Annotated in this window: 23 protein-coding genes and 1 tRNA gene; 13 read left to right on the top strand and 11 right to left on the bottom strand. The window is 52.1% G+C overall.

Annotated elements, in window-relative coordinates; translation table 11 throughout:
* The first annotated feature begins 79 nt into the window (after positions 1 to 79).
* Both NNO02_RS12330 and NNO02_RS12325 read left to right on the top strand, forming a co-directional pair.
* On the top strand, positions 80 to 943 hold the full coding sequence (locus NNO02_RS12330; protein ID WP_271442019.1) for a YicC/YloC family endoribonuclease: 864 nt from the start codon (positions 80 to 82) through the stop codon (positions 941 to 943).
* A gap of 257 nt (positions 944 to 1,200) precedes the next feature.
* Complete coding sequence (locus tag NNO02_RS12325) at positions 1,201 to 1,818, top strand: trimeric intracellular cation channel family protein (protein ID WP_038635410.1); 618 nt, start codon at positions 1,201 to 1,203, stop codon at positions 1,816 to 1,818.
* Here NNO02_RS12325 and ligB read toward each other — a convergent pair.
* The gene (gene ligB, locus NNO02_RS12320; protein ID WP_271454908.1) at positions 1,815 to 3,494 is read right to left on the bottom strand and encodes an NAD-dependent DNA ligase LigB; all 1,680 of its coding nucleotides are present in this window, start codon (positions 3,492 to 3,494) and stop codon (positions 1,815 to 1,817) included. The two genes, NNO02_RS12325 and ligB, sit on opposite strands and share 4 nt — an antisense overlap.
* Before the next feature lie 261 nt (positions 3,495 to 3,755).
* Here ligB and gmk point away from each other — a divergent pair, with 261 nt between their 5' ends.
* From gmk to recG, 5 genes are read left to right on the top strand one after another with little or no spacing between them, the layout of a single operon-like run.
* Positions 3,756 to 4,379 carry a guanylate kinase gene (gene gmk, locus NNO02_RS12315; RefSeq protein WP_137382115.1) on the top strand — a complete coding sequence of 208 codons (624 nt, stop codon included), beginning with the start codon at positions 3,756 to 3,758 and terminating at the stop codon, positions 4,377 to 4,379.
* A 54-nt stretch (positions 4,380 to 4,433) separates the two neighbouring features.
* The gene (gene rpoZ / locus NNO02_RS12310) at positions 4,434 to 4,709 is read left to right on the top strand and encodes a DNA-directed RNA polymerase subunit omega (protein WP_000135058.1); all 276 of its coding nucleotides are present in this window, start codon (positions 4,434 to 4,436) and stop codon (positions 4,707 to 4,709) included.
* Positions 4,710 to 4,727: 18 nt separating this feature from the next.
* Positions 4,728 to 6,839 carry a bifunctional GTP diphosphokinase/guanosine-3',5'-bis pyrophosphate 3'-pyrophosphohydrolase gene (gene spoT / locus NNO02_RS12305; RefSeq protein ID WP_271442017.1) on the top strand — a complete coding sequence of 704 codons (2,112 nt, stop codon included), beginning with the start codon at positions 4,728 to 4,730 and terminating at the stop codon, positions 6,837 to 6,839.
* Between the two features lie 6 nt (positions 6,840 to 6,845).
* A complete protein-coding gene (gene trmH / locus NNO02_RS12300) occupies positions 6,846 to 7,535 on the top strand; it encodes a tRNA (guanosine(18)-2'-O)-methyltransferase TrmH (protein ID WP_271454907.1) in 690 nt (229 codons plus the stop codon).
* A 5-nt stretch (positions 7,536 to 7,540) separates the two neighbouring features.
* A complete protein-coding gene (recG, locus tag NNO02_RS12295; protein ID WP_271454906.1) occupies positions 7,541 to 9,622 on the top strand; it encodes an ATP-dependent DNA helicase RecG in 2,082 nt (693 codons plus the stop codon).
* Positions 9,623 to 9,662: 40 nt separating this feature from the next.
* On the opposite strand, the gene gltS is transcribed toward recG, so the two are convergent.
* Positions 9,663 to 10,868 carry a sodium/glutamate symporter gene (gene gltS / locus NNO02_RS12290; protein WP_271454905.1) on the bottom strand — a complete coding sequence of 402 codons (1,206 nt, stop codon included), beginning with the start codon at positions 10,866 to 10,868 and terminating at the stop codon, positions 9,663 to 9,665.
* Positions 10,869 to 11,096: 228 nt separating this feature from the next.
* On the opposite strand from gltS, the gene xanP reads away from it, so the two are divergent.
* Positions 11,097 to 12,488 carry a xanthine/proton symporter XanP gene (gene xanP, locus NNO02_RS12285; RefSeq protein WP_271442013.1) on the top strand — a complete coding sequence of 464 codons (1,392 nt, stop codon included), beginning with the start codon at positions 11,097 to 11,099 and terminating at the stop codon, positions 12,486 to 12,488.
* Between the two features lie 121 nt (positions 12,489 to 12,609).
* Positions 12,610 to 14,319 (top strand): AsmA family protein, encoded by a 1,710-nt coding sequence (locus NNO02_RS12280; protein WP_271454904.1) that lies wholly within the window; start codon positions 12,610 to 12,612, stop codon positions 14,317 to 14,319.
* A gap of 41 nt (positions 14,320 to 14,360) precedes the next feature.
* On the opposite strand, the gene NNO02_RS12275 is transcribed toward NNO02_RS12280, so the two are convergent.
* From NNO02_RS12275 to NNO02_RS12235, 9 genes are all read right to left on the bottom strand, one after another.
* A complete protein-coding gene (locus tag NNO02_RS12275; protein ID WP_271450360.1) occupies positions 14,361 to 15,038 on the bottom strand; it encodes a D-lyxose/D-mannose family sugar isomerase in 678 nt (225 codons plus the stop codon).
* Between the two features lie 49 nt (positions 15,039 to 15,087).
* Positions 15,088 to 15,948, bottom strand: coding sequence for a ketose-bisphosphate aldolase (locus tag NNO02_RS12270; protein WP_271442010.1), 861 nt, complete (start codon positions 15,946 to 15,948; stop codon positions 15,088 to 15,090).
* Positions 15,949 to 16,028: 80 nt separating this feature from the next.
* Entirely contained in the window at positions 16,029 to 16,880 is an 852-nt protein-coding gene (locus tag NNO02_RS12265) for a class II fructose-bisphosphate aldolase (protein ID WP_271454903.1), read from the bottom strand.
* 11 nt (positions 16,881 to 16,891) lie between these two features.
* Positions 16,892 to 17,983 (bottom strand): PTS fructose transporter subunit IIC, encoded by a 1,092-nt coding sequence (locus NNO02_RS12260; RefSeq protein WP_271442008.1) that lies wholly within the window; start codon positions 17,981 to 17,983, stop codon positions 16,892 to 16,894.
* Positions 17,984 to 18,009: 26 nt separating this feature from the next.
* Positions 18,010 to 18,330: a PTS fructose transporter subunit IIB gene (locus NNO02_RS12255; RefSeq protein ID WP_271442007.1), complete on the bottom strand. Its 321-nt coding sequence runs from the start codon at positions 18,328 to 18,330 to the stop codon at positions 18,010 to 18,012.
* A gap of 19 nt (positions 18,331 to 18,349) precedes the next feature.
* Positions 18,350 to 18,820: a PTS sugar transporter subunit IIA gene (locus NNO02_RS12250; RefSeq protein ID WP_271454902.1), complete on the bottom strand. Its 471-nt coding sequence runs from the start codon at positions 18,818 to 18,820 to the stop codon at positions 18,350 to 18,352.
* A 26-nt stretch (positions 18,821 to 18,846) separates the two neighbouring features.
* Positions 18,847 to 20,400: a BglG family transcription antiterminator gene (locus tag NNO02_RS12245; RefSeq protein ID WP_271454901.1), complete on the bottom strand. Its 1,554-nt coding sequence runs from the start codon at positions 20,398 to 20,400 to the stop codon at positions 18,847 to 18,849.
* Positions 20,401 to 20,733: 333 nt separating this feature from the next.
* Positions 20,734 to 23,055, bottom strand: coding sequence for an alpha-xylosidase (yicI, locus tag NNO02_RS12240; RefSeq protein WP_271454900.1), 2,322 nt, complete (start codon positions 23,053 to 23,055; stop codon positions 20,734 to 20,736).
* 19 nt (positions 23,056 to 23,074) lie between these two features.
* Positions 23,075 to 24,448 carry a glycoside-pentoside-hexuronide family transporter gene (locus tag NNO02_RS12235; RefSeq protein WP_271442004.1) on the bottom strand — a complete coding sequence of 458 codons (1,374 nt, stop codon included), beginning with the start codon at positions 24,446 to 24,448 and terminating at the stop codon, positions 23,075 to 23,077.
* Between the two features lie 290 nt (positions 24,449 to 24,738).
* Between NNO02_RS12235 and NNO02_RS12230 the strand changes: the two genes are divergently transcribed.
* The 4 genes from NNO02_RS12230 to NNO02_RS12215 all read left to right on the top strand — a co-directional run bounded on the left by NNO02_RS12230 (position 24,739) and on the right by NNO02_RS12215 (position 25,930).
* Positions 24,739 to 24,833, top strand: a tRNA-Sec gene (locus NNO02_RS12230).
* Between the two features lie 108 nt (positions 24,834 to 24,941).
* Entirely contained in the window at positions 24,942 to 25,508 is a 567-nt protein-coding gene (locus NNO02_RS12225; RefSeq protein ID WP_271454899.1) for a DUF6680 family protein, read from the top strand.
* 51 nt (positions 25,509 to 25,559) lie between these two features.
* On the top strand, positions 25,560 to 25,781 hold the full coding sequence (locus NNO02_RS12220) for a SymE family type I addiction module toxin (protein WP_442867903.1): 222 nt from the start codon (positions 25,560 to 25,562) through the stop codon (positions 25,779 to 25,781).
* 17 nt (positions 25,782 to 25,798) lie between these two features.
* A complete protein-coding gene (locus tag NNO02_RS12215; protein WP_271454898.1) occupies positions 25,799 to 25,930 on the top strand; it encodes a hypothetical protein in 132 nt (43 codons plus the stop codon).
* Positions 25,931 to 26,151 lie beyond the last annotated feature (221 nt).

Genomic DNA, 26,151 nt, shown 5'->3' with positions numbered 1-26,151 from the left:
CTTCCGACGGTTATTCCTATCCTGACAAGACGTGGATGGCTATAATCCTCCCATCTCATCTTCAAAAACAGGAACGTCTATGATCCGCAGCATGACCGCCTACGCCCGGCGTGAAATCAAGGGTGAATGGGGTAGCGCTACCTGGGAAATGCGCTCGGTAAACCAGCGTTATCTGGAAACCTATTTTCGTCTGCCGGAGCAGTTCCGTAGTCTTGAACCTGTTGTGCGTGAGCGCATCCGCACACGTCTGACACGCGGTAAAATCGAATGCACACTGCGTTTTGAACCTGATGCCAGCGCACAAGGCGAACTCATTCTGAATGAAAAACTCGCTAAACAGCTCGTTAGCGCTGCTAACTGGGTCAAGATGCAGAGCGATGAAGGCGAAATTAATCCGGTCGATATCCTGCGCTGGCCGGGTGTAATGGCCGCTCAGGAGCAAGACCTGGATGCTATTGCCGCTGAAATCCTCGCCACGCTTGACGGTACACTGGATGATTTCATTGTCGCGCGTGAAACTGAAGGTCAGGCACTGAAAGCACTGATCGAGCAACGCCTGGAAGGCGTTAGCGCTGAAGTGACGAAGGTTCGTGCACATATGCCGGAAATTCTGCAGTGGCAGCGTGAGCGTCTGGTCGCCAAACTGGAAGACGCGCAGGTCCAACTCGAAAATAACCGTCTTGAGCAAGAATTGGTGCTGATGGCGCAGCGCATCGATGTGGCGGAAGAGCTGGATCGTCTGGAAGCTCACGTCAAAGAAACCTACAACATCCTGAAGAAAAAAGAGGCGGTAGGTCGCCGTCTGGACTTCATGATGCAGGAATTCAACCGCGAGTCGAACACCCTGGCATCCAAGTCTATCAATGCAGAGGTCACTAACTCCGCGATTGAACTGAAGGTATTGATCGAACAAATGCGCGAGCAGATTCAGAATATCGAGTAAGTCACCATCTCACGTAGCCCGTCGATAAACGGCGGCGCTACGCGTTTTTTCGATGAGCATGTTTATAACTTCTCACTTCGCATTATATTTTCTCATCATTTATCACCATCAATAATATAATGAAGCGCATGCCATATGGCATTTTCATCAATCCTGCATTAGCTGTAGTTATTAAAATCACTTCGCCTTAGAAAATCTCAATCGTGACAGTGCGCACAAATCGTTAACCTTAGCCCCCAGCAAATCAGGGGGAAGACATGCTGTTACACGTTTTATATTTAATTGGTATCACTGCTGAAGCCATGACGGGTGCGCTTGCGGCAGGCCGTCGTCGTATGGATACATTTGGCGTTATTATTATTGCCACCGCAACAGCCATTGGCGGTGGATCAGTGCGCGACATTCTTCTAGGCCACTATCCGCTCGGCTGGGTGAAACACCCTGAATACGTCATTATCGTGGCAGCCGCTGCGGTACTCACCACCATTATTGCTCCTGTCATGCCCTACCTGCGTAAAATCTTCCTCGTACTGGATGCGCTGGGCCTGGTGGTCTTTTCTATTATCGGTGCACAGGTTGCGCTGGATATGGGACACGGGCCAATTATTGCCGTGGTTGCAGCGGTTACCACCGGCGTCTTCGGCGGCGTATTACGCGATATGTTCTGCAAACGCATCCCGCTCGTATTCCAGAAAGAACTTTATGCCGGCGTGTCATTTGCCGCTGCTGTGCTGTACATCGTGTTGCAACATTATGTCTCCAGCCACGATGTTGTGGTTATATCTACCCTACTGTTCGGCTTTACAGCACGTTTACTGGCGCTGCGCCTGAAGTTGGGACTACCGGTATTTTATTATCGCCATGAAGGCCATTAAGGCATAAAACCGGCGATACGCTGAGCAGCTAACCAGTTGCTCAGCGCTATTACCTCCCTGTTTTTCAGCCACTGCATCACCAGTTGGACCCGCCGCTCACCCATAGACGGAAGCTGCCGCCAATCTTTCTCATCGCGTTGTTGTAGTTGCAGCCAAGCGCTATCACCGCTGGCATTCACTGTGGCCTGGGTTAACGGTATGCCCATTGCACCAACCCAGCGGTTGAAGGGAAGACGGCGAGACTGATTAAACTGATGCCACAGCCTCTCCCCTTTGCTTATCCCAAATGTGGATCGTAGCTGTTCCTGGGTTAATCCCAGCCAGGAAAAAATGTGCTCAAAGTGAAATACCTGATGCAGCTCCCGCCATCCCGCCTCACCTATCCCCTGCAGATCCAGCACCTCTTTTGCCCCAACCCAGATCAGCCTGGCCACAAACTGCTCGTAACACTCGGGTGCGGCATAAAAACAGGTCAGTGAATTAAAGTGCCCATCAGGTGGTATTGGTTTAGTGCGCTGGGTACTACGCCAGACAACCTCATCAATGCGGGGAATACCTTGCCCGGCCAGGCTCACCAGAATGTGATCGCCAGGTGCGATATCCCATTCATTCCAGCGTCGTACAGACCCAACATTGACGCGCTGTACCCGTTTATCATCCAGCATGACGGGTGCCAACACTGCAACAACGGCAATTTTTCCACTCTTACCAACAGAAAACTGAATACCTGTTACTTCAGATATCCGGGAAACAGGGGGGTATTTCCATGCAGCCAGCCAGTCTCCCTGCCCAGGAAACCAATGCCGTGCTTGCGGCTCTTTTTCTGCACGTACCACCACACCATCCGTCACGAAAGGCAATGCCGAAGTCCACCATCTGGCGCGGGCATGCTCGACCTGATCCGCATTTGCCACCGGCTGCGTATAGCGTTGGGTGAGGCTGAATCCCGCACCAGTGAGTTGCCGTAGTCTTTCCGTCATCTCCACAGGACCATCAGGCCAGGCCCAAATAAATATGTTCAGAGAGCGCAATAACTCCGGCGTGTTCTGCCGCATCATCATACCGGCAACCTTAGAACGGGCATTCACACCGCCTTTCTTTTGCTGGATATGCCCATCCTGCTGCAAAAAAATCTCCCCCTGCAGCGTGCTGTTCGCAAGCAGTCCTCGGACAGTCCGCGGTATCGAAGGCATCTGGAGAACCTTGTGCGTCCAGTCTTCGCCTTTGATGCCGTTACCACGGCTAATCGCCTTAATCAGATTGCCATCCCGATAAACCAGCGTTACTGCAACACCGTCTACTTTTGGTTGCACCCAGAGATCGCTACGCGTCTGCATCCATTGCTGCACCGCTTGCTTATCTGCCAGCTTACGAACACCCGTATGAGGAACAGGGTGCAATATTGAGCCGCTTATCGGTGGCGCAGACAGGTCTGTCTGTGAATCACCTCCGAAACAGCGTTGCCATTGGTGTAGCTGCGCATTCAACTGATCATAAATACCGTCATCTACGGCACTCACACCCTGCTTCCAATAACTATCATTCCATTGCGTTATCTGCTGTTGTAGTCGCGACATTTCCTCGTTTGCCCGATCCGCAGACCAGGCGGGGCACGCGGCCCCGGCCCGCAAATGGCAGAACAGCAACACCAGCACAATGCTTTTCCATAACCCCATACCACCTCCGCCTGAAAATGCGTTTCCCGGCAGGTATAGCGCAAAGCGCCGTCAAAACAGAGCGGCAAAAATTCGTCATGCGAGCAGCTTTCCTGGCATTTTCACTTTTTGCAGCAAACCTCCAGTAAAACAGGAAACTGGTACGCAAAACGCAATAAACATGCGCAAAAAGTGTGACAAAGGCTACGTAGCAAAGCGGCTACGTGTATAATAAGCCCGTATGTAGGCTCTCTTTCGACAATCACATACATTAAGATACTCATGGCTCAAGGCACGCTTTATATTGTTTCTGCCCCCAGTGGCGCGGGTAAATCCAGCCTGATTCAGGCTTTATTAAAGACCCAACCGTTGTATGACACCCAGGTTTCTGTTTCACACACCACGCGCGCACCGCGCCCGGGGGAAGTGCATGGTGAACACTATTTCTTTGTGAACCATGATGAATTCAGAACCATGATTGGCAGAGATGCGTTCCTGGAACACGCTGAGGTATTCGGCAATTATTACGGCACCTCGCGTGAAACCATTGAGCAAGTATTAGCATCCGGCGTAGATGTCTTTTTAGATATCGACTGGCAAGGTGCACAGCAAATTCGTGAAAAAATGCCGCATGCGCGCAGCATTTTTATTTTGCCACCTTCTAAGATTGAGCTGGACCGCCGTCTCCGAGGCCGCGGTCAGGATAGCGAAGAAGTAATCGCGAAACGTATGGCGCAAGCTGTTGCAGAAATGAGCCATTACGCCGAATATGATTATCTTATTGTGAATGATGATTTCGATACTGCCCTGGGCGATTTGAAAACCATCATTCGCGCCGAACGTCTGCGCATGAGCCGCCAAAAGCAGCGTCATGACGCTTTAATCAGCAAACTGTTGGCAGACTGAACCCACATTCAGTATCATGCCCAGTCATTTCTTCACCTGTGGAGCATTTTAAGTATGGCACGCGTAACTGTTCAGGACGCTGTAGAGAAAATTGGTAACCGTTTTGACCTGGTACTGGTCGCCGCGCGTCGCGCTCGTCAGATGCAGGTAGGCGGAAAGGATCCGCTCGTACCGGAAGAAAACGATAAAACTACCGTAATCGCACTGCGCGAAATCGAAGAAGGTCTGATCAACAACCAGATCCTCGACGTGCGTGAGCGCCAGGAACAGCAAGAGCAGGAAGCCGCTGAATTACAAGCCGTTACCGCTATTGCTGAAGGTCGTCGTTAATCACAAAGCGGGTCGCCCTTGTATCTGTTTGAAAGCCTGAATCAACTGATTCAAAACTACCTGCCGGAAGACCAGATTAAGCGTCTTCGGCAGGCGTATCTCGTTGCACGTGACGCTCACGAGGGCCAAACACGTTCAAGCGGTGAACCCTATATCACGCACCCGGTAGCGGTAGCCTGCATTCTGGCCGAGATGAAACTCGACTATGAAACGTTAATGGCTGCGCTGCTGCATGACGTGATTGAAGATACCCCTGCCACCTACCAGGATATGGAACAGCTTTTTGGTAAAAGTGTTGCTGAACTGGTCGAAGGGGTATCAAAGCTTGATAAGCTTAAGTTTCGCGATAAGAAAGAGGCGCAGGCCGAAAACTTTCGCAAGATGATTATGGCGATGGTGCAGGATATCCGCGTCATTCTCATCAAACTTGCCGACCGTACCCACAACATGCGCACGCTGGGCTCATTGCGCCCGGATAAGCGTCGCCGCATCGCCCGTGAAACCCTCGAAATCTACAGTCCGCTGGCACACCGTTTAGGTATTCATCACATAAAAACCGAGCTGGAAGAACTGGGTTTTGAAGCGCTGTACCCGAACCGCTATCGCGTGATTAAAGAAGTGGTTAAAGCCGCTCGCGGCAACCGCAAAGAGATGATCCAAAAAATCCTCTCAGAAATCGAAGGGCGTTTGCAGGAGGCTGGCATTCCGTGTCGTGTAAGTGGACGCGAAAAGCATCTGTACTCTATCTATTGCAAGATGGTACTCAAAGAGCAGCGTTTTCACTCGATCATGGATATCTACGCTTTCCGCGTTATTGTTCATGACTCCGACACCTGCTATCGCGTACTCGGCCAGATGCATAGCCTGTACAAACCACGTCCTGGTCGCGTTAAAGACTATATTGCCATTCCGAAAGCGAACGGATATCAGTCTTTGCACACCTCAATGATCGGCCCACACGGCGTCCCGGTTGAAGTACAAATTCGTACTGAAGACATGGACCAGATGGCAGAGATGGGGGTTGCAGCACACTGGGCGTATAAAGAGCACGGCGAAACCAGTACTACGGCACAAATCCGCGCCCAGCGCTGGATGCAGAGCTTGCTGGAGCTGCAGCAAAGCGCCGGTAGCTCATTTGAATTTATTGAAAGCGTCAAATCTGATCTCTTCCCGGATGAGATTTATGTTTTCACACCGGAAGGGCGAATTGTCGAATTGCCTGCCGGTGCAACACCTGTCGACTTCGCCTATGCTGTGCATACCGATATCGGTCACGCCTGCGTTGGTGCCCGCGTAGACAGGCAGCCTTACCCACTTTCGCAGCCGCTCTCCAGTGGCCAAACCGTTGAAATCATTACCGCGCCAGGCGCTCGCCCCAATGCGGCATGGCTCAACTTTGTGGTCAGTTCAAAAGCTCGCGCCAAAATTCGCCAACTGCTGAAAAACCTTAAACGCGATGATTCCGTCAGTCTGGGTCGTCGTCTGCTCAACCATGCCTTAGGCGGTAGCCGTAAACTGGCAGAGATCCCGCAAGAGAGCATCCAGCGTGAGCTTGAGCGCATGAAGCTCGCCACGCTTGACGATCTGTTAGCTGAAATCGGCCTGGGTAACGCCATGAGCGTGGTCGTTGCGAAAAACCTTCAGCAGGGTGAGGTGCCGGCAAATGCGCCAGCACAATCTGGTCATGGTCATCTGCCGATTAAAGGCGCAGACGGTGTGCTGATCACCTTCGCGAAATGTTGTCGCCCAATTCCTGGCGATCCAATCATTGCCCACGTCAGTCCGGGTAAAGGTCTGGTGATCCACCATGAGTCCTGCCGTAATATCCGTGGCTACCAGAAAGAGCCTGAGAAGTTTATGGCGGTTGAATGGGATAAAGAGACCGAACAGGAGTTCATCACTGAGATTAAGGTGGATATGTTTAACCACCAGGGTGCTCTGGCAAACCTGACGGCGGCAATCAACACGACCACCTCCAATATTCAAAGCCTGAATACTGAAGAGAAAGATGGCCGCGTCTACAGCGCCTTTATTCGCCTCACTGCCCGCGATCGCGTGCATCTGGCGAACATTATGCGCAAAATCCGCGTCATGCCGGACGTGATTAAAGTCACCCGTAACAGAAACTAGTCTTTTATGAATGAACAGCGTTATGCACGTATCCGCGAGATGCTCGCGCGGCGTCAGCCCGATCTGACTGTCTGCATGGAGCAAGTCCACAAACCTCATAACGTTTCTGCGATCATTCGTACCGCGGATGCCGTCGGCGTGCATGAAGTCCACGCCGTCTGGCCGGGTAGTCGTATGCGCACCATGGCCTCCTCTGCCGCGGGCAGCAACAGTTGGGTGCAGGTGAAGACTCACCGCACTATCGGCGATGCCGTCACGCAGTTAAAAAGCCAGGGCATGCAAGTTCTGGCAACTCACCTCTCTGACAAAGCTGTCGATTTCCGCGAGATTGATTACACGCGGCCAACCTGCATCCTGATGGGCCAGGAAAAAACCGGTATCACCCAGGAAGCATTAGATCTGGCAGATCAGGACATCATCATTCCGATGATTGGTATGGTGCAGTCGCTAAATGTCTCGGTCGCCTCGGCGCTGATTCTGTACGAAGCACAACGCCAGCGGCAAAACGCCGGGATGTACCAGCGAGAAAACAGCATGCTGCCGGAAGACGAGCAGCAACGTTTGCTGTTTGAAGGGGGATATCCAGTGCTGGCCAATGTGGCGAAGCGCAAAGGACTCCCCTATCCCCACGTGAATACGCAGGGCGAAATTGAAGCCGATGCAACGTGGTGGGCCACTATGCAGTCTGCGAGATAAACACGATGAAAGGCCGTTTACTGGATGCCATCCCACTCAACTCTCTGACGGGCGTTGGCGCAGCACAAAGCAGTAAACTGGCTAAAATTGGCCTGCACACCGTGCAGGACCTCCTGTTACACCTTCCACTGCGCTACGAAGATCGTACTCATCTTTACCCAATTGGCGAACTCTTGCCTGGCGTCTACGCCACCGTTGAAGGCGAAGTGTTGAACTGCAATATCACCTTCGGTGGCCGCCGGATGATGACCTGCCAGATAAGCGATGGCTCGGGTATTCTGACGATGCGCTTCTTCAATTTTAGCGCCGCGATGAAAAATAGCCTCGCTACCGGAAGACGGGTGCTGGCCTACGGCGAAGCCAAACGCGGGAAATATGGCGCCGAGATGATCCACCCGGAATATCGCGTACAGGGCGATCTCAGCACGCCGGAACTCCAGGAAACGCTCACTCCGGTTTACCCGACAACCGAAGGCGTGAAGCAGGCAACACTGCGTAAACTGACCGATCAGGCGCTGGATTTGCTTGATACCTGCGCCATTGCCGAACTGCTACCACCGGAATTACTACAAGGGATGATGAGCCTGCCAGAAGCTCTGCGCACGCTACACCGTCCACCGCCGTCACTCCAGCTAAGCGATCTGGAAACCGGACAACATCCGGCACAGCGGCGTTTGATTCTGGAAGAACTGCTGGCACACAACCTCAGCATGCTGGCGTTACGCGCCGGAGCCCAACGTTTTCACGCCCAGCCGCTGAGCGCGAACGATACGCTAAAAAATAAGCTACTGGCAGCCCTCCCCTTTAAGCCAACCGCTGCACAGGCGCGAGTAACCGCCGAGATTGAACGCGACATGGCGTTGGATGTCCCGATGATGCGACTGGTACAGGGTGATGTTGGTTCCGGGAAAACACTGGTTGCAGCACTTGCTGCTCTACGGGCAATTGCACATGGCAAGCAAGTTGCGCTGATGGCCCCCACCGAGCTCCTGGCTGAGCAGCACGCAAACAACTTCCGCAACTGGTTTGCACCGCTGGGAGTTGAAGTGGGCTGGCTGGCCGGCAAGCAAAAGGGTAAAGCGCGTCAGGCACAGCAGGAAGCTATTGCCAGCGGCCAGGTACAGATGATTGTCGGCACTCACGCTATTTTCCAGGAACAGGTTCAGTTCAACGGTCTGGCACTGGTTATCATCGACGAACAACACCGCTTCGGCGTGCATCAACGTTTGGCACTATGGGAAAAAGGTCAGCAGCAGGGGTTTCACCCGCATCAGTTAATCATGACCGCCACGCCAATCCCACGCACGCTGGCAATGACCGCCTATGCCGATCTCGACACATCAGTAATTGATGAACTGCCTCCAGGACGTACACCGGTCACCACCGTCGCGATTCCGGATACCCGCCGCAGCGACATCATTGACCGCGTGCGTAACGCTTGCACGCACGAAGGTCGCCAGGCGTACTGGGTCTGCACGTTGATCGAAGAGTCTGATTTACTGGAGGCCCAGGCAGCAGAGGCCACATGGGAAGAACTTAAACTCGCTCTGCCGGAGCTTAATATTGGTCTGGTACATGGGCGCATGAAACCTGCCGAGAAGCTGTCTGTCATGGCTGCGTTTAAACAGGGCGAAATGCATCTGCTGGTCGCCACTACAGTGATTGAAGTCGGTGTAGACGTACCAAACGCCAGCCTGATGATTATTGAAAACCCGGAGCGTCTGGGCTTAGCGCAGTTACACCAGCTGCGCGGCCGCGTCGGTCGCGGCGCAGTCGCTTCTCACTGCGTCCTGCTGTACAAATCACCGCTGTCAAAAACAGCGCAAAAACGTCTGCAGGTGCTGCGAGACAGCAACGACGGATTCGTTATTGCGCAAAAAGATTTGGAGATCCGCGGCCCCGGTGAGCTATTGGGTACACGCCAGACCGGCACGGCGGAATTTAAGGTGGCGGATTTACTGCGCGATCAGGCAATTATTCCAGAAGTTCAGCGCATTGCCCGCCATATTCACGAACGTTATCCACAGCAGGCAGTGGCGCTGATAGAGCGCTGGATGCCAGAAACTGAACGATACTCCAACGCATAACCCTCTTCATCGCGGCGGTTATCACACCGCCGCACAGCCTTTATTGCGCAAAAATCGGCAACAGCAGATACAGCTTAATCACCAGTGCATTGACGATATCGATAAAGAACGCCCCCACCATCGGCACCACCAGAAACGCCATATGTGATGGACCAAAACGTTCGGTAATCGCCTGCATGTTGGCAATCGCTGTCGGCGTTGCGCCGAGGCCAAAGCCACAGTGCCCGGCAGCCAGCACCGCCGCATCGTAGTTCTTACCCATCAGGCGCCAGGTGACAAAAATCGCATACAGCGCCATGAAAACGGTCTGTACAACAAGGATTGCCAGCATTGGCAGCGCCAGCGAGGCCAGTTCCCACAGTTTGAGGCTCATTAACGCCATTGCCAGGAACAGTGACAGACTGACGTTACCAAGCACCGAAACCGCTCGCTCAAACACCCGATAAAAGCCCAGTAGCGCCAGACCATTACTCAGAATCACGCCGACAAACAGTACGCAGACGAAGGTCGGCAGTTCCAGCACCGTTCCCATCAGCATTTGCGCAACGATTTTGCCCACCGTCAGGCAGATAGCAATCAGCGCGATGGTTTCAATCAGCACCAACGAGGTGATCATGCGCCCAACATCCGGTTTTTCAAACGCAGTCGGTACTGCCTGATCGTCCGGCATACCATTCGGAGTCGTGGAGTGTTTTACCAGATAGCGCGCAACAGGCCCACCGATCAAGCCGCCCAGCACCAGGCCGAACGTTGCGCATGCCATTGCCACTTCAGTTGCATTAGCGAAACCATAGCGTTCAATAAACAGCTTGCTCCACGCCGCTCCGGTTCCGTGCCCACCAGAGAGCGTTATCGAACCGGCAATCAGGCCCATCAGCGGGTCGAGACCCAGCAGGCTTGCCATACCGATACCGATAGCGTTCTGCATTAATAACAGCCCGACAACCACAATCAGAAAGATGCCCACCACGCGGCCACCCGCGCGCAGGCTGGCAATATTGGCATTCAGGCCGATAGTTGCGAAGAACGCCAGCATCAGCGGATCGCGCAACGTCATATCAAAATTAACCTCCCAGCCCATGCTTTTTTTCAGCACCAGCAACGCGATCGCCACCAGCAATCCACCTGCTACAGGTTCGGGAATCGTATATTTTTTCAGGAAAGAGACAGACTGGACGAGCTTACGCCCCAGCAGCAACACCAGGGTTGCAGCAACCAGTGTTGATAATGTATCGAGGTAAAACATATACAGCTCCATTAGTGCGCTTTGCAGTTCTGCTACGCACGATTCATTCCAGGTCGATTTTTAGCTCTTAATGAGTTATCGGGGTGGATTTTAAGCAGAAAATGATGAAAAGTTATATAAAAATGTTTGTTTATCCGTTTTAAATATTAAGAATAGTTACTCGCAAACGTTTGCTTTTCTGTCCTGGTCAGATAAAATCACCGCTTTTCCACCATGGGATTGCCTCTGATGTCCGTTAACGCCGTAGAGTCGACAAATGCGCAACCGGTTGCGCAGACTCACAACAGTGAACTGATTTACCGTCTTGAAGATCGCCCCCCGCTAGCCCAAACCCTGTTTGCCGCCTGTCAGCACCTGCTGGCCATGTTCGTCGCGGTGATCACGCCTGCTCTGTTAATCTGCCAGGCGCTCGGTTTACCGGCTCAGGATACTCAACACATTATCAGTATGTCGCTGTTCGCTTCCGGCGTGGCTTCTATCATTCAGATCAAAGCCTGGGGACCGGTAGGTTCAGGGCTGTTATCCATTCAGGGCACCAGCTTTAACTTTGTTGCACCACTGATTATGGGCGGTACGGCGCTAAAAACCGGTGGCGCAGATATCCCAACCATGATGGCGGCGTTGTTTGGCACACTGATGCTGGCAAGCTGCACCGAGATGGTTATCTCGCGTGTACTGCATCTGGCACGTCGTATTATTACTCCGCTGGTCTCAGGGGTGGTAGTAATGATCATTGGTTTGTCACTGATTCAGGTGGGTCTGACATCGATTGGCGGCGGTTACGCAGCAATGAGCGACAACACCTTTGGCGCACCGAAGAATTTGATGCTGGCAGGTGTCGTGCTGGCGCTGATTATCATTCTTAATCGCCAGCGCAACCCATACCTTCGCGTTGCATCACTGGTGATTGCAATGGCTGCAGGATACCTGCTGGCCTGGTTCATGGGCATGTTGCCGCAAAATACCGCGCCGGTAAGTCAGGATCTGATCATGGTACCAACGCCGCTGTATTACGGTCTGGGTATCGACTGGAGCTTACTGCTACCGCTGATGCTGGTCTTTATGATCACCTCGCTGGAGACCATCGGTGATATTACGGCCACCTCCGATGTCTCCGAACAACCGGTCTCGGGTCCGCTGTACATGAAACGTCTGAAAGGCGGAGTACTGGCGAACGGCCTGAACTCGTTTGTTTCTGCCGTGTTCAACACCTTCCCGAACTCCTGCTTCGGTCAGAATAATGGGGTCATCCAGTTAACCGGCGTTGCCAGCCGCTATGTTGGTTTTGTGGTGGCGCTGATGCTGATCGCACTGGGTCTGTTCCCGGCAGTCAGCGGCTTTGTACAACATATCCCTGAACCTGTTCTGGGCGGGGCAACGCTGGTAATGTTCGGGACTATCGCCGCCTCCGGGGTACGCATCGTGTCACGTGAACCGCTGAACCGCCGTGCCATCCTGATTATCGCACTGTCGCTGGCTGTCGGTCTCGGCGTCTCCCAGCAACCGCTGATCCTGCAGTTTGCGCCTGACTGGGTGAAAAACCTGCTCTCTTCCGGTATTGCTGCTGGCGGTATTACCGCTATTGTTCTGAACCTGATTTTCCCGCCAGAGAAAGCGTAAGCGAAATGCGGCATTGATTCTGAATCAATGCCGCTGTAACGCTCTTTCACCATTCCCGCCTTGAGGATTGCGCGTAAATCGTGCATAACTTGACTATGTGCACTTCGCGGGATGGAAGACCATGAAATTTATTGGAAAGCTGCTTATTTACGTGCTGATCGCCTGTGCAGTGGCGATCCTCGGCCTTTATTTTCTACTGCAAACTCGTTGGGGTGCAGAGCATGTCAGCGCATGGGTGTCAGAGAACAGCAGCTACCACCTGGCTTTTGATGCCATCGATCACCGGTTTTCCTCCCCATCCCATATTCTGTTGAAAAATGTCACTTTTGGTCGTGATGGGCAACCTGCCACGCTGGTCGCAAAAACGGTTGATATTGGCCTGAGCAGTCGTCAGATCACCGACCCGTTGCACGTTGACACCATCTTGTTGCAAAACGGTACGCTCAATCTTTCTCAACAAACTGCGCCGCTTCCGTTCCAGGCCGATCGCCTGCAGCTACAGGATATGGCATTAAATAGCCCCGGCAGTGAGTGGAACCTGAGTGCGCAACGCGTGAACGGCGGCGTTATTCCCTGGAACCCTGAGGCGGGTAAAATTCTCGGCAACAAAGCGCAAATTCAGCTCAGCGCCAGTTCATTAACGCTTAACGACGTTCCCACCACCAACGTGCTGATCGAAGGCAGCATTGACCATGACCGCGTGACGTTAAGTAACATTGGCGCAGATGTCGCACGCGGCGCGTTAACCGGCGTTGCGCAGCGGAATGCTGATGGCAGCTGGGTCGTGGAGAACCTGCGGTTAAATGATATCCGGCTACAAAGTGATAAATCACTGGTCGATTTTTTCGCACCACTAACCACAATTCCGTCCCTGCAAATTGGTCGTCTTGAGGTGACGGATGCCCGTCTGCAAGGTCCTGACTGGGCGGTAACAGATCTCGATCTGAGTTTGCGCAATATGACCTTCAGCAAGGACGACTGGCAAACTCAGGAAGGGAAGCTGTCGATGAACGCCAGTGAGTTTATCTACGGTTCACTGCACTTTTTCGACCCCATTCTGAATGCCGAATTCTCACCGCAGGGCATTGCACTACGCCAGTTCACCACTCGCTGGGAAGGCGGTATGGTTAGAACATCCGGTAACTGGTTGCGCAGTAACAAGTCGCTAGTCCTTGACGATGTTGCCATTGCCGGGCTGGAATACACGCTGCCGGAAAACTGGAAGCAATTGTGGATGAAACCCCTGCCTTCCTGGCTAAACAGCCTGACGCTGAAAAAATTCAGCGCCAGCCGTAACCTGATTATCGATATCGACCCTCTGTTCCCATGGCAGCTCACCGCACTGGACGGTTATGGCGCCAACCTCGGGCTGGTACAAAATAATCAGTGGGGTATCTGGAGTGGTAGCGCCACACTCAATGCCGCTGCTGCGACGTTTAACCGTACCGACGTGCGCCGACCTTCTCTGGCCCTCGCCGCGAACAGCAGCAACATCAATATCAGCGAGCTAAGTGCCTATACGGAAAAAGGGCTGCTGGAGGCGACCGCCAGCATTTCGCAGTTGCCGCAACGCCAGGCGCAGGTCAGCCTGAACGGGCGTGGTGTGCCAATGACTATCCTGCAGCAGTGGGGATGGCCAGCACTGCCGCTTCCTGGTGACGGTAACATTCAGCTTACGGCCAGCGGTAATATTCTGGCAGATGCGCCACTCAAACCGACCGTGAACGGCCAGCTACATGCTGTAAATGCTGATAAACAGCAGGTGGCGCAAACCATGCAGGCGGGTGTGGTATCCGGTAGTGAAGTCTCAGCGCCGCCACTTGCGCAGTGATTATTGCCCGGTGGCGCTTCGCTTACCGGGCCTACTTCCGCTCATAAACGAATATATTCACTGCACAACAACCATTTCACCGGCTCGTCCTCTTCTATCGCCGGGAAGCGTCCCCCAGGCTCAAGAAAGTGGTTATCGTGCCGGTCGTCATTCACCATTGAGATTTCCCAGCCCAATACAAACGCTTTCTCGGCCCAGAAACGATGATACAAACGGGGTGGCAGACAGATGCCTTGCCCTGGTTTCAACACCAGCGTTTCACCGGGCTTAACGGTTCGCCGCTGACCATCCACACTTACCTCAATAATATGCTGCGCGTCATACTGAGCATCGGGCGTGGCCCATGCCAGCTGCATACATAAATCACCGCCGCCGCGATTGACAATATCTTCCATTTTATGGGTGTGAAAATGCCACGGCGTTTGTTGATCCTGTTGAATTTGCAGCATCTTTTCGGCATACGGTTTGGGGTAGTTTGCCGAATCCAACACGCCATTGCGCAACGTCAGTAACGTCAGCCCGGTTTGCGCAAAATCTCCGCGCCCGAAGTCAGTAACGTCCCAACCCAGCTGGAGATCGCGCACTTCACGCCACAGAGTTTGATCCTGTTGCCGCCAAGCGTCGACGGTAAAATACGCAAAGTCAGGCAGACAGATTCGAAAAGTCTCGGCGATGGCATGCGCTTTATCAACGGCATAATTAATTTGTGAACGCTTCATTCCACTTTTCCTTATCGCGAAAGAGGCGGGTTTCCCCGCCTGCATGCCGTTAGTAAAGTGATGCTTTGCCAGTAGATCCAAACAGCTTCATTTTATGGCGGATCACATCCCGTGCGGCGCTAATCGCTTCCGGGTAAATCACGTTCGGGTCCCACCAGGTTTCTTTCGCCAGAATTTCACGCACCTTCTGGAAGTAGGCGTACTTCATATCGCTGGAAATATTGATTTTGCCCACGCCCAGCGTGACGGATTCGGCAATCTCCGCATCCGGGTTCGCCGAGCCGCCGTGCAGCACCAGCGGAATATCCAGCCGCCCGGCGATATCACGCAGAATGTTCATTTGCAGCTCTGGCTGCATTCCTTTCGGGTAGATCCCGTGGGCGGTACCAATCGCTACCGCCAGCGTGTCGGCTCCGGTACGGGCGATAAAGTCCTGCGCCTGAGCAGGATCGGTGTAGGTGACTTTTGATACGCCGCCTTCCACTGACGTCCCGGTCTGGCCGATCGTCCCCAACTCCCCCTCAACCGAGACACCTACCGCATGCGCCAGTTTGACCACTTCGCGGGTCAGGGCCACGTTTTCCTCATAGGGCAGCAGCGAACCGTCGATCATCACCGAGGTAAACCCACACTGAATCGCCCGCAGGACATGTTCCACCGACGCCCCATGGTCCAGATGCAGAGTAAACGGCACTGTGCTACGCATCGTGATATCGCGGACATAGCTAAAAAACGCATCACCGACGAAATCATGCTCGCTGGGGTGAATCGAGATAATCGCTGGCGTGTTGGTTGCTTCCGCCTCTTCGACCACTGCACGCACAAAGCAACTATCCGCCACGTTGAAGGCGCCAATGGCAAAACCGTGCTGACGAGTAGGCTGCAGTAATTCTTTCATCGAAACTAACATGTTAATTCTCCAGTTTCAGGGTGTAGAAAGCCCTGCCAGTGCGTCATCGCAGAGGCATAGAAGGCGTTACAGAAAATGAATCAGGCTTTGCCGATAGCGCCGCTGGCCTGCAGATACGGAATAATGGCTTCTTCGCAGGCCTGTTCCATCAGGGCCAGGGCATCAACAAGTTCACAGGATTTGTCGCGACACAGGGTATGTAGCAATGCGGCTTTTCCGGCTTCAAAAACCGCCGCGCCAACGTTAATTTTGGCGACGCCAAACATCGGACAACGCTGTAGCTGGTCAAACGGCGTACCGCTGCCGCCATGTAGCGCCAGTGGCACCGTCGATAAACGGGCAATCTCCTCAAGGCGCTGGAAATCAATCGCCGGCGTCACACCCGGCGCATACATACCGTGCGCCGTACCGACCGACACCGCCAGCACGTCAATCCCGGTCTGCTGGATAAACGGCTCAACGTCAGCAGCCTGGGTCATCAAATCAACGTTCGTCGCGTGGTCATAGCGTGGAGCATCGGCAAGATGCCCCAACTCGCCTTCCACACACAGCGAGACGCTGGCAGCCAGATCCACAACCGCACGGGTCTGACGAATATTTTCTTCCAGCGCAAACGCTGAAGCGTCGATCATCAAGCCACTAAACCCGGCGCGAAAAGCCTGGCGGATGCGTACAGGATCTTTGCCGTGGTCCAGTGCCAGCACGACCGGTACCGAGGCTTCATCCGCCAGCGTTTTGACGACCGCAGCGGCTATCGATGCAGGAAAATGGTCCAGATGCCCCTGATACAGATTCAGAATAATGGGCGCATGATGTTTCTCAGCCACCCTAACCGCCGCCCGGGCGCTTTCCAGGTTCATACAGTTGATTGCCAGCAGCGCGTACTGTTCACGCCAGGCTTTCGTCACCATACTTTTCATATCAGCAAACATACGGCCTCCGGTTATTCCAGGGTGAAGGTGATTTCTTCGTCTTTCAGCTTCTGATCGCTGAGTTCATCAAACTCCTCGTCGCGCTCAGTCACCGGTTTCTTCCACAGTGAGAGCATCACGCCGCAAATCACCGTGCCGATCCCCAATGCCAGGCAAAACAACAGCGGGTGTGTGAAGAGTGGGACCACGAACATGCCGCCGTGCGGAACCGGACTTTCGACACCCCATACCATAATCAAGCCGCCCGCCACCGCTGATGCCACCACACAGGACCCAACCACGCGCAACAGGTCACGTGCCGCAATCGGTATAACGCCTTCGGTAATCATGCAGATCCCCATCGGGAATGCCGCCTTCAGTGCCTCACGTTCGGCCCGGGTGTACTTGTGGCGCGTCAGCAGGAAGGAGAGCGTAATGCCGAACGGTGGGATCATCGACCCGACAAACTTGACCGCTTCAGGGCCATACACGCCGCTAACCAGCATGCCATCCGCAAACAGCGACATGGTTTTATTTACCGGTCCGCCGAAGTCGAATGTCGCCATTGCGCCGAGGATCGCCCCCATCAGAAAACGGGACCCACCCTGCATGGACTCCAACAGGTGGATCAGCGCGTCCTGCAGCCAGGCAATCGGCTTGCCGATCAGCGTCATCATCAACAGACCGCCAATCACAGTACTCAACACCGGTAGCACCATGATGGGCATCAGCCCCTGCATTGATTGCGGTAAACGGATATAACGTTTCAACAGCAGAACGGTGTAGCCAACCAGAAACCCGCCAAGCATTCCGCCAATAAAACCGGTATGAATTTCGCCACAGACAAAACCGACAATCAGACCCGGCGCAAATCCGGGGCGATCGGCAATGGAGTAAGCAATCGCCGCGCTAATCAGCGGCACAATCAACCCCATCCCCCAACCACCTATCTGGTTGAGCATCCAGGGTATTGTCCCGATTTTTTCACCCACGTTAGTGCCGCCAAGTATTTGCCCCAGAGCAATACAGATCCCAGCGGCAACAATTAACGGGATCATCCACGAAATCCCCGTTAACAAATGCTTTTTAACTTCCTGAGATAGCGGAATTTTATTTTCACTCATGTGAAACCCCTCCAAAATGAGGATCGCTACTGGTTTGCGTTAACTAATGATTTTTCAACCTTTTCAAGAAACTGAACCGGTGATTTTATGACTATTTCCGTTTTCACTCGCACAATGCGTTTATTTGAAAACCGTTCCTCACCTTTTATTTTTACATCCACAGCAAGAATCACGACATCTGCAGATGAAATATCCTCTGCCAGCAATTCATTTTCCGTTCCGATAGTGCCCTGGGTTTCAACTTTAATATTATGACCAAGCGCTTTAGCACCTTTAATTAATTTCTCACGGGCAATATAGGTGTGCGCAATACCCGCCGTACAGGCGGCAACACAAACAATATTCATAACATGCTCCACTTTTTATTTAGCAGACATTGGATTCAGCATATTGGCTAAATAGCTCAATAATTTTCTGTGGACTGCTTTCGACCAGTAATTGTTCAATAATATCTTCGTCAGCCAGTGCTCCGGCAACCTGCGAGAGCAGACGAATATGCGTGGTGTTCTGATCTTCAAGACGGACGGCAAACAAAATAATACACCGCACATTGCTGCCATCCAGCGTTTCCCAGGGAATATCCTGCCGGGTACGCCCAATAGCCAGCGTCGTATTGATCACCGCTGATGATTTTCCGTGCGGGATCGCAATATGATTTTCAAAGCCGGTTGATCCCTCAGATTCACGCTGCCAGACATCCTGAATAAACGTTTCCCGACAGCTAATAGCACCATCTTTTTGCAGAATATCAGTCAGTTCCTCAATCACCTCCGTTTTGTTTGTCGCCTTCATGTCCAAAATAACGCGATTCATATTGAGTATTTTCGTTATATCCATCAATCATACCTCATGGAGTTCAGACATTAATTTTCAACGACCAGTGACGTCGCCCGATGTAATTTTTCAGTAATAACCGTTTCCATTACCCGCTTAATATCCGCATCATTGAAGAAGGCGGTGACATACACGACAGGCATAGCAATGGCGGGTAAATTAATGGTCGACACCACCAATTCAATATCGTCCGTCAGCACAGAGGACAAACTACCTGCCGACACCACGCCAACAATGGTCCAGTCCGGAAAGGCACGCAGAATGCGGCTCTTGAGTAAATGGGAGGTGCCAATACCGGTCGAGCAGACCAACAGCACACGCTTACGCGCCATCTGGCGCTCCATTGCCGCCTGAAAGTGGACGGTAAGATATCCCACCTCATCTTCCGATACCGCCCGCTCGCCCCAACCGCTAAACACCCGATTCACCGCGCATTGGGTCAACCGCCAGACGTCCTGCAGCTCGCCTTTGATATCCTCCAGCAGCGGATTGCGAATGCGGATCTGGTAGTTCAGGCGGTTAATCAGCGGCTTAATATGAATCAGTAATCCGTCATATAGCGCACTATCCTGACTGAGATCGCTGTCGACCATCTCGGCGAAGGTGGCAATCAGTCGATGGGTAATCAACCGCGCTTCATCGCTGGAGTGCATATGGCCAATGACGCTTACATCGTTATGCTCCTCAATCACGACGCCAGACGAGATAATATATTGATAAATAAACCAGACTTCGTCTTCCGGCAGTGAATGGGCTATACGTTTTTCTATACGTTGAATCATGCGGCTGGCAATTGAGAAAATGCTCTCATCACATGAAGTGATATTTTCATCTTTTCGCGGTAAGGCATTTCCACGCGTGATGCGATACATCATGATCAGAATATGAGTAAAAATATTGACGTAATACGGTTCGCCTAACGACCAGCACAGATCATTCTCCATTTCCTGCAACAGCGTCTGGACAAATAAAACGTCTTCCTCACCAAAATAATGGACTAGCGCTTTATAGCTCCCCGGGTCAAGACGTGAATAAACCACACTACCGGGTTCATTATGGTTAATCACACCGTTGATCAGTGATGCCATCGCCTGGCGCACACCACTCTCGCTACCTTCGATATGCGTGCCGCTTTGGCTGCGGATCAGCGATAAACCCAGCGGGGCAATCCATGATTCAATCACCTTCAGATCGTTAACTATCGATGCACTGCTGATAAAATAACGTTCGGACAATTTACTGATCGATGTTTCATGTGGCGTTTCGCTTAATAATTGCGAGGCTATCTTGACGCGTCGTGAGTTATTCATCATGCCGTCAGCGTCATCACCCTCCGCGCCTAATAACTGGTCTAAATATAAAAGATCGGTAATATTATCGGCAATTAATATCACACCTGCGCCAGCACGCTTATCAATGGATATTTTCCATTCCGACAACCACTGTTCCATCAAACGCAGGTCGCGTTGTACGGTCTTCTCCGAAACAGATAAATGCTCAGCAATTTTCAGCAGCGTGACATATTCCTTCCGGGACAGAAGGAATTTTAATAATCTGTTTTGTCGCGAGGTAATCATTTGCATTATTTACCCTTATCACACACCAGATTAAATATCTAAAGAAGCATTTATGCTCCACGTGTAATCCGTGATGATAAATATAAAAGGACTACGATGATGCAACAATACTAAATCGTGTCCTGTATTCCGGACAGAAATAAGACAAAAAAGGGAAATAGTGAGATATTTACAGCGCAGATCACATTTTTTTCATGTATTAGAGTGACAGCGATCGCAAATATGGATAGGTAAAAATTTAAGTCAGGATATTTTTTCTTTTCAGATCTGGAACGCTGTACGCACCGTAGGCCGGATAAGACGCAATGCGTCGCCATCCGGCACCACATTCACATGCGCTTATAGGGTTATCTTCAACATATCTTCCTCACCAGGCGTAACCACCGTTCCCCACGCGCTGCACACAGATGAACCGCCCTGCACATCGCTAACCTGCGGAATATTACGCAGACACAGCGTCCAGTTACGCGCTTCACCGACACCCTGCACGGTCAGCGTATTGCCCACTCGTACTACCTTCAGCGTGAAGATAACCGAGCCGTCAGACGCCGGAACTTCACAGAGCGCTTCACGCCCTTCCTGCAGATGGAACAACTGAAACGCGGTCCCTTCGTGCCAGGCGTAATCCGGCTTCTGATTATTGTTCCCCAGCGCCAGCAGCGTGTTATCCCTCACATACACCGGCAGGCTCAGGAAGTCGTGCCGCTGCTTATGCCAGCGACTGCCTGTTATCTCGTCATTACGCCACAGGTGCGTCCAGTCACCTTCCGGCAGGTAAAATTGCACGTCACCGGTTTCCGAGAACACCGGAGCCACCATCACGCTATCACCCAGCATGTACTGACGGTCAAGATAATCACACGCCGGATCGTCCGGGAACTCCAGCATCATCGCCCGCATCATTGGCGTGCCATGGGTACTGGCGCGAACCGCTTCACGATACAGGTACGGCATCATGCGGCATTTTTGCTCAGTGAAGAAACGCACCACATCGCAGGATTCATCGTCGTATGCCCACGGCACGCGGTAGGATTTGCTGCCGTGCAGGCGACTATGGCTGGAGAGCAGCCCAAACGCACACCAGCGTTTATAGACATGTGCTGGCGCAGTATTCTCGAAACCACCAATATCGTGGCTCCAGAAGCCAAAGCCCGACAGGCCGATAGATAAGCCGCCGCGCAGACTTTCCGCCATCGATTCGTAGTTGGCATAGCAATCACCTCCCCAGTGCACCGGGAACTGCTGTGCACCGACAGACGCAGAGCGGGCAAAAAGTACCGCCTCTTCTTCTCCCACCGTCTCTTTCAGTACGTTCCACACCAACTGGTTGTAGATGAACGCATAATGGTTATGCATTTTTTGTGGGTCAGCGCCGTCAAACCACTGCACATCCGTTGGGATACGTTCGCCAAAATCCGTTTTGAAGCAATCGACGCCGATATCCACCAGGCCTTTCAATTTGTTGGCATACCACTCGCAGGCCGCAGGATTCGTGAAATCATAAATCGCCAGCCCCGGCTGCCACTTATCCCATTGCCACAGAGAACCATCAGGGCGTTTAAGCAGATAGCCTTTCTCTTTCAGCTCGTTGAACAGCGGCGATTTCTGGCCAATGTACGGGTTGATCCACACACAGACCTTTAACCCTTTTTCTTTCAGGCGACGGATCATCCCTTCCGGATCCGGGAACGTCACCGGGTCCCACTCAAAATCACACCACTGAAATGCCTTCATCCAGAAGCAGTCAAAATGGAAGACATGAAGCGGCAGGTTGCGTTCGGCCATACCGTCGATAAAGCTGTTCACCGTCGCTTCATCATAGTTAGTGGTAAAGGAGGTAGTGAGCCACAGGCCAAAAGACCATGCCGGTGGCAGCGCCGGACGACCGGTAAGTCGGCTATAGCGATCCAGCACCGCTTTCGGCGTTGGGCCATCAATAACGAAATATTCCAGGTACTCGCTTTCCACGCTGAACTGCACTTTCGACACTTTCTCAGAGCCAATTTCAAACGATACACACTGCGGATGGTTTACCAGTACGCCGTAACCACGGTTGGTGAGATAAAACGGGATGTTCTTGTAAGACTGCTCAGTACTGGTGCCGCCATCGCGGTTCCAGGTTTCCACCGTCTGACCATTACGTACCAGCGCAGTAAAGCGCTCGCCCAGCCCGTACACCGTTTCACCGACGCCCAGATCCAGGCGTTCAAACATATAGTTTTTCCCGCTGTTGGTGTCCTGGACATAGCCGTTATTTTTCAGCTGGCTGCCGGTAATACGTTCGCCGTTACGCAGGAAGTCCAGCGACCAGAACTCGCCTTTAGTGACCCGCACGCTCAAATTACCGCTCTTCAGTTCGGCAAATTCAGCGGTGTTTTGTATCTCTACGTTGACGTCCTGCAGCACGTTCAGCGGATAATGCGGGCCGGTATCCAGCGCGCCCTGGAAGTGTTCCATACGCACCCCAACCACGCCTTCCTGCGGCGAGAAAAAGCGCAGGGTGAAGAGTGGAGTATCCAGTTGCCAGGTACGTTCACGCACATCGCGCGGCGCAACGTAGACAATCATCTCGTTACCCTGCTGTTCAACCTCGAACACCTGAATCGGGTGAGTTAAATTCAGGCCAGGCTGCGTCAGCCAGTTTCCGTCGCTAATTTTCATCGTCAGTTCCTTAGTTCTGTCATTCTTTCGTCGTAAAATCCTGCTGATTGCGGCGCGCGCCCTGAGCCAACTGACTCATAATTTCCGTCAGATACGGGGTTTTCAGGGTGTAGAAACGTTTGGCAATCACGGCACTCAGCAGGTAGCAAATGGCCGGGACAATCGTGAACAATGCGATAATGATGCTAATGGTGGCGCTATTTTGGGTTTTCGCTGCGGCATCGTAGCCGCCGCCCGCCAGCATCCAGCCGATCATCGCCCCGCCAAGCGCCAGGCCCAGCTTGAGCACGAACAGCGTTCCCGCAAAGCTGATCCCCGTCAGACGTTTTCCGTTACACCACTCCCCGTAATCAACGGTGTCGGACATCATTACCCACTGGATTGGCGTCACGAGTTGATGCAGTACGCCAATCACGAAGATGAAAGCGAACATGGTGAGGTTGGCGTGCATCGGCACGAAGAACATTGCCAGGCTGATGACCGCCAACAGGGCATTCGTCCACCAGAAGACACTCACTTTGCATTGCCAGTCAGTCAGCGGTTTTGCCAGCGCAGAGCCGATCAGATTGCCGACACAATAGGTGGTGAGGAAGGCCACAAACACTTCCGGCTTGCCCAGAATCCAGGTGACGTAATACATCATCGCCCCGCCGCGAACGCAGACGGCAAGGATGTTGAGAATGGTCAGCAGGCCGACGATGCGCCATTGATCGTTTTGCCAGATATCACGCAGGTCTTCACGCATTGAAGTGCTGCCCGGCGGCGCTTTCACACGTTCTTTGGTGGTGAAGAAGCAAAACGCCAGCATCAGGAACGCCACGACCGAGAGCACGGCAATCCCGCCCTGGAAGCCCAGCGCTTTATCTTCACCGCCAATCAGATTAACCAGCGGCATCATCAGCACGGTGGAGAGCATGCCGCCCGCCGTCGCCAGCACGAAGCGCCATGACTGTAGGGAGATGCGCTGCGTGGGGTCATTAGTGATCACGCCGCCCAGCGCACAATAGGGAATGTTCACCACGGTATAAAGCAGGGTCAGCAGCGTGTAGGTAATTGCGGCATAAATCATTTTGCCGTGCAGGCTGAGATCCGGCGTGCTGTAGGCGAGCACACAGACCAGACCAAACGGCAGCGCACCAAATAGCACCCACGGGCGGAATTTCCCCCAGCGTGAACGGGTGCGGTCGGCGAGCAGTCCCATGCAAGGGTCTGAGATGGCATCCAGCGCGCGGGCCAGTAAGAACATGGTGCCGACAAATCCGGCCGGAATACCAAAAATATCGGTATAGAAGAACATCATATATAACATGACGTTATCGAAGATAATGTGGCTGGCGGCATCACCCATGCCGTAGCCAATCTTCTCTTTAACGGACAAAATCTCACTTTTCATTACGCATCCTTGTTAGCACTTTCACACGCACTGATACCGGTTACAGTTCTTGTAAACCATCCCTGTGAGCGCGGGTATTGCGATATCTCGTTATCAAATTACGATTCTTATTTTCTGTGATCGGGGTAGCGTCGAAAAATGTGTCGAAGTGTAAGCGATGGATTTTGTAGAGATTTATTTGAAACTGGTCATGGTAAGGAGAAAGGGAAGTTAAAAAAGTGAGTGAGGGGGTGTGGAAACCGTAGGAAGTAGCTATAATGCGCCCCGCCTCCATGTAGCAATCGAGGCGCGGAAGATCGTCATCTCCGGTGAGGTGGCTGGACTTCAAATCCAGTTGGGGCCGCCAGCGGTCCCGGGCAGGTTCGACTCCTGTGATCTTCCGCCAATTTGCTTATCTTATATCCGCCATTTGCCATATCTTCTCCATTCACAAATTCCTTTATGATTCTCAGCTCAAAATTCTAAATACATCTATTCACTTTGAGAATATTATATGAGCACAGCGCTTACTATTTTAGCCATTACAGCTACTGTAATTAGTCCATTATTAGCCGTTCAAACTCAGAAATTCATTGAAAGGTACTCACAAAAAAAATCATTGAAGATTGATATATTCAAACAACTCATGGCGACACGATCTCAGAATGCCAGATTATCCAATGAGCATGTTCGCGCGCTAAATATGATAGACTTAGCATTTTACGGTAAAATAAAAAAAGGAAAGACAAAGAGGAGCACTTCTGAGAGTAGCGTATTATCTTCATGGAAGCTTTATTTTGCACACTTGAATACTTCATACCCAGGTAACGATAATGCCCAGGGCGCTATATGGAATCAAACAAGTAATAGCTTGTTCCTGGACTTATTATCAGATATTGCAAAAGATATTGGCTATGATTTCGAGCGAGTCCAATTACAAACAGCCACATATTCTCCGGTTGCCCATGGGGCAATCGAGAGCGATCAGATAAAAATAAGAAAAGGTTTAGCTGCAATATTTTCAGGAGAAGATGCCTTAAAAATGGAGATCATAAATATTCCGGGAAAGCAGGATAATTAATAGACCCACTGCTTATTTTGAGTCTCAACACCCAACCTTTCCAACGCCTTTCTGCCCAAGGTGTTCGACAAATCCACACCCAAAATTATTCTTTCCGGCAAGTATCTACGCGAAGCAGGGTTTGATACCGGGCAACAGGTTACTGTAAAAGTGATGAGCGGCCGTATCGTCCTGATGGCCTACAGCGAACAGGAACAACGGTTGCCGGATGAGCTGAAAGAAGCACATCAGAAGTTGAATAGAATTGAGAGCACGCTGGCGACTCTCCAGTGAGGTACGACTGAACCTGTATGCGTTACTTACAGGTTCAACTGATGCCGGATGGCGCTAACGCTTATCCGGCCTACGGACTGCATGCAATAAGAGACAACATTGCGGCCTTTCATTTTCAGTTATTCGGTTTTACCGAACAACTGCCATAACCCCCATATTCAATACGTAAAAAACCACCGTTCGGTTAATCAGCGCTTCTTTCAGATCACCGCTCATCCTGAAACGGGAGGCTTTCGAGCGCAATATCGCTGCTATATGTTGCGAACAGGCTAGATCAGGATAAAAGAAAAAGATGCAGGAAATTGCATTTGAGATTTGAAGAATTTATTTATTAATAAAATCAGTGAATAACAGAGGGGGGGATTATGGC

This window comes from Citrobacter sp. Awk 2, from assembly GCF_028069815.1.
GTDB lineage: Bacteria > Pseudomonadota > Gammaproteobacteria > Enterobacterales > Enterobacteriaceae > Citrobacter.
The sequence above is the reverse complement of the archived record's forward strand: the minus strand, read 5'-3'. Positions and strand labels throughout refer to the sequence as shown.

Coding starts and splice junctions, on each gene's coding strand:
- xanP (WP_271442013.1), top strand. CDS start 11,097: ATGTCCGTTAACGCCGTAGAGTCGACAAATGCGCAACCGGTTGCGCAG.
- NNO02_RS12330 (WP_271442019.1), top strand. CDS start 80: ATGATCCGCAGCATGACCGCCTACGCCCGGCGTGAAATCAAGGGTGAA.
- yicI (WP_271454900.1), bottom strand. CDS start 23,055: ATGAAAATTAGCGACGGAAACTGGCTGACGCAGCCTGGCCTGAATTTA.
- NNO02_RS12250 (WP_271454902.1), bottom strand. CDS start 18,820: ATGGATATAACGAAAATACTCAATATGAATCGCGTTATTTTGGACATG.
- NNO02_RS12225 (WP_271454899.1), top strand. CDS start 24,942: ATGAGCACAGCGCTTACTATTTTAGCCATTACAGCTACTGTAATTAGT.
- NNO02_RS12270 (WP_271442010.1), bottom strand. CDS start 15,948: ATGTTAGTTTCGATGAAAGAATTACTGCAGCCTACTCGTCAGCACGGT.
- ligB (WP_271454908.1), bottom strand. CDS start 3,494: ATGGGGTTATGGAAAAGCATTGTGCTGGTGTTGCTGTTCTGCCATTTG.
- NNO02_RS12265 (WP_271454903.1), bottom strand. CDS start 16,880: ATGTTTGCTGATATGAAAAGTATGGTGACGAAAGCCTGGCGTGAACAG.
- rpoZ (WP_000135058.1), top strand. CDS start 4,434: ATGGCACGCGTAACTGTTCAGGACGCTGTAGAGAAAATTGGTAACCGT.
- gltS (WP_271454905.1), bottom strand. CDS start 10,868: ATGTTTTACCTCGATACATTATCAACACTGGTTGCTGCAACCCTGGTG.
- NNO02_RS12245 (WP_271454901.1), bottom strand. CDS start 20,400: ATGCAAATGATTACCTCGCGACAAAACAGATTATTAAAATTCCTTCTG.
- NNO02_RS12280 (WP_271454904.1), top strand. CDS start 12,610: ATGAAATTTATTGGAAAGCTGCTTATTTACGTGCTGATCGCCTGTGCA.
- gmk (WP_137382115.1), top strand. CDS start 3,756: ATGGCTCAAGGCACGCTTTATATTGTTTCTGCCCCCAGTGGCGCGGGT.
- NNO02_RS12215 (WP_271454898.1), top strand. CDS start 25,799: ATGCGTTACTTACAGGTTCAACTGATGCCGGATGGCGCTAACGCTTAT.
- recG (WP_271454906.1), top strand. CDS start 7,541: ATGAAAGGCCGTTTACTGGATGCCATCCCACTCAACTCTCTGACGGGC.
- trmH (WP_271454907.1), top strand. CDS start 6,846: ATGAATGAACAGCGTTATGCACGTATCCGCGAGATGCTCGCGCGGCGT.
- NNO02_RS12235 (WP_271442004.1), bottom strand. CDS start 24,448: ATGAAAAGTGAGATTTTGTCCGTTAAAGAGAAGATTGGCTACGGCATG.
- NNO02_RS12275 (WP_271450360.1), bottom strand. CDS start 15,038: ATGAAGCGTTCACAAATTAATTATGCCGTTGATAAAGCGCATGCCATC.
- NNO02_RS12325 (WP_038635410.1), top strand. CDS start 1,201: ATGCTGTTACACGTTTTATATTTAATTGGTATCACTGCTGAAGCCATG.
- NNO02_RS12255 (WP_271442007.1), bottom strand. CDS start 18,330: ATGAATATTGTTTGTGTTGCCGCCTGTACGGCGGGTATTGCGCACACC.
- NNO02_RS12260 (WP_271442008.1), bottom strand. CDS start 17,983: ATGAGTGAAAATAAAATTCCGCTATCTCAGGAAGTTAAAAAGCATTTG.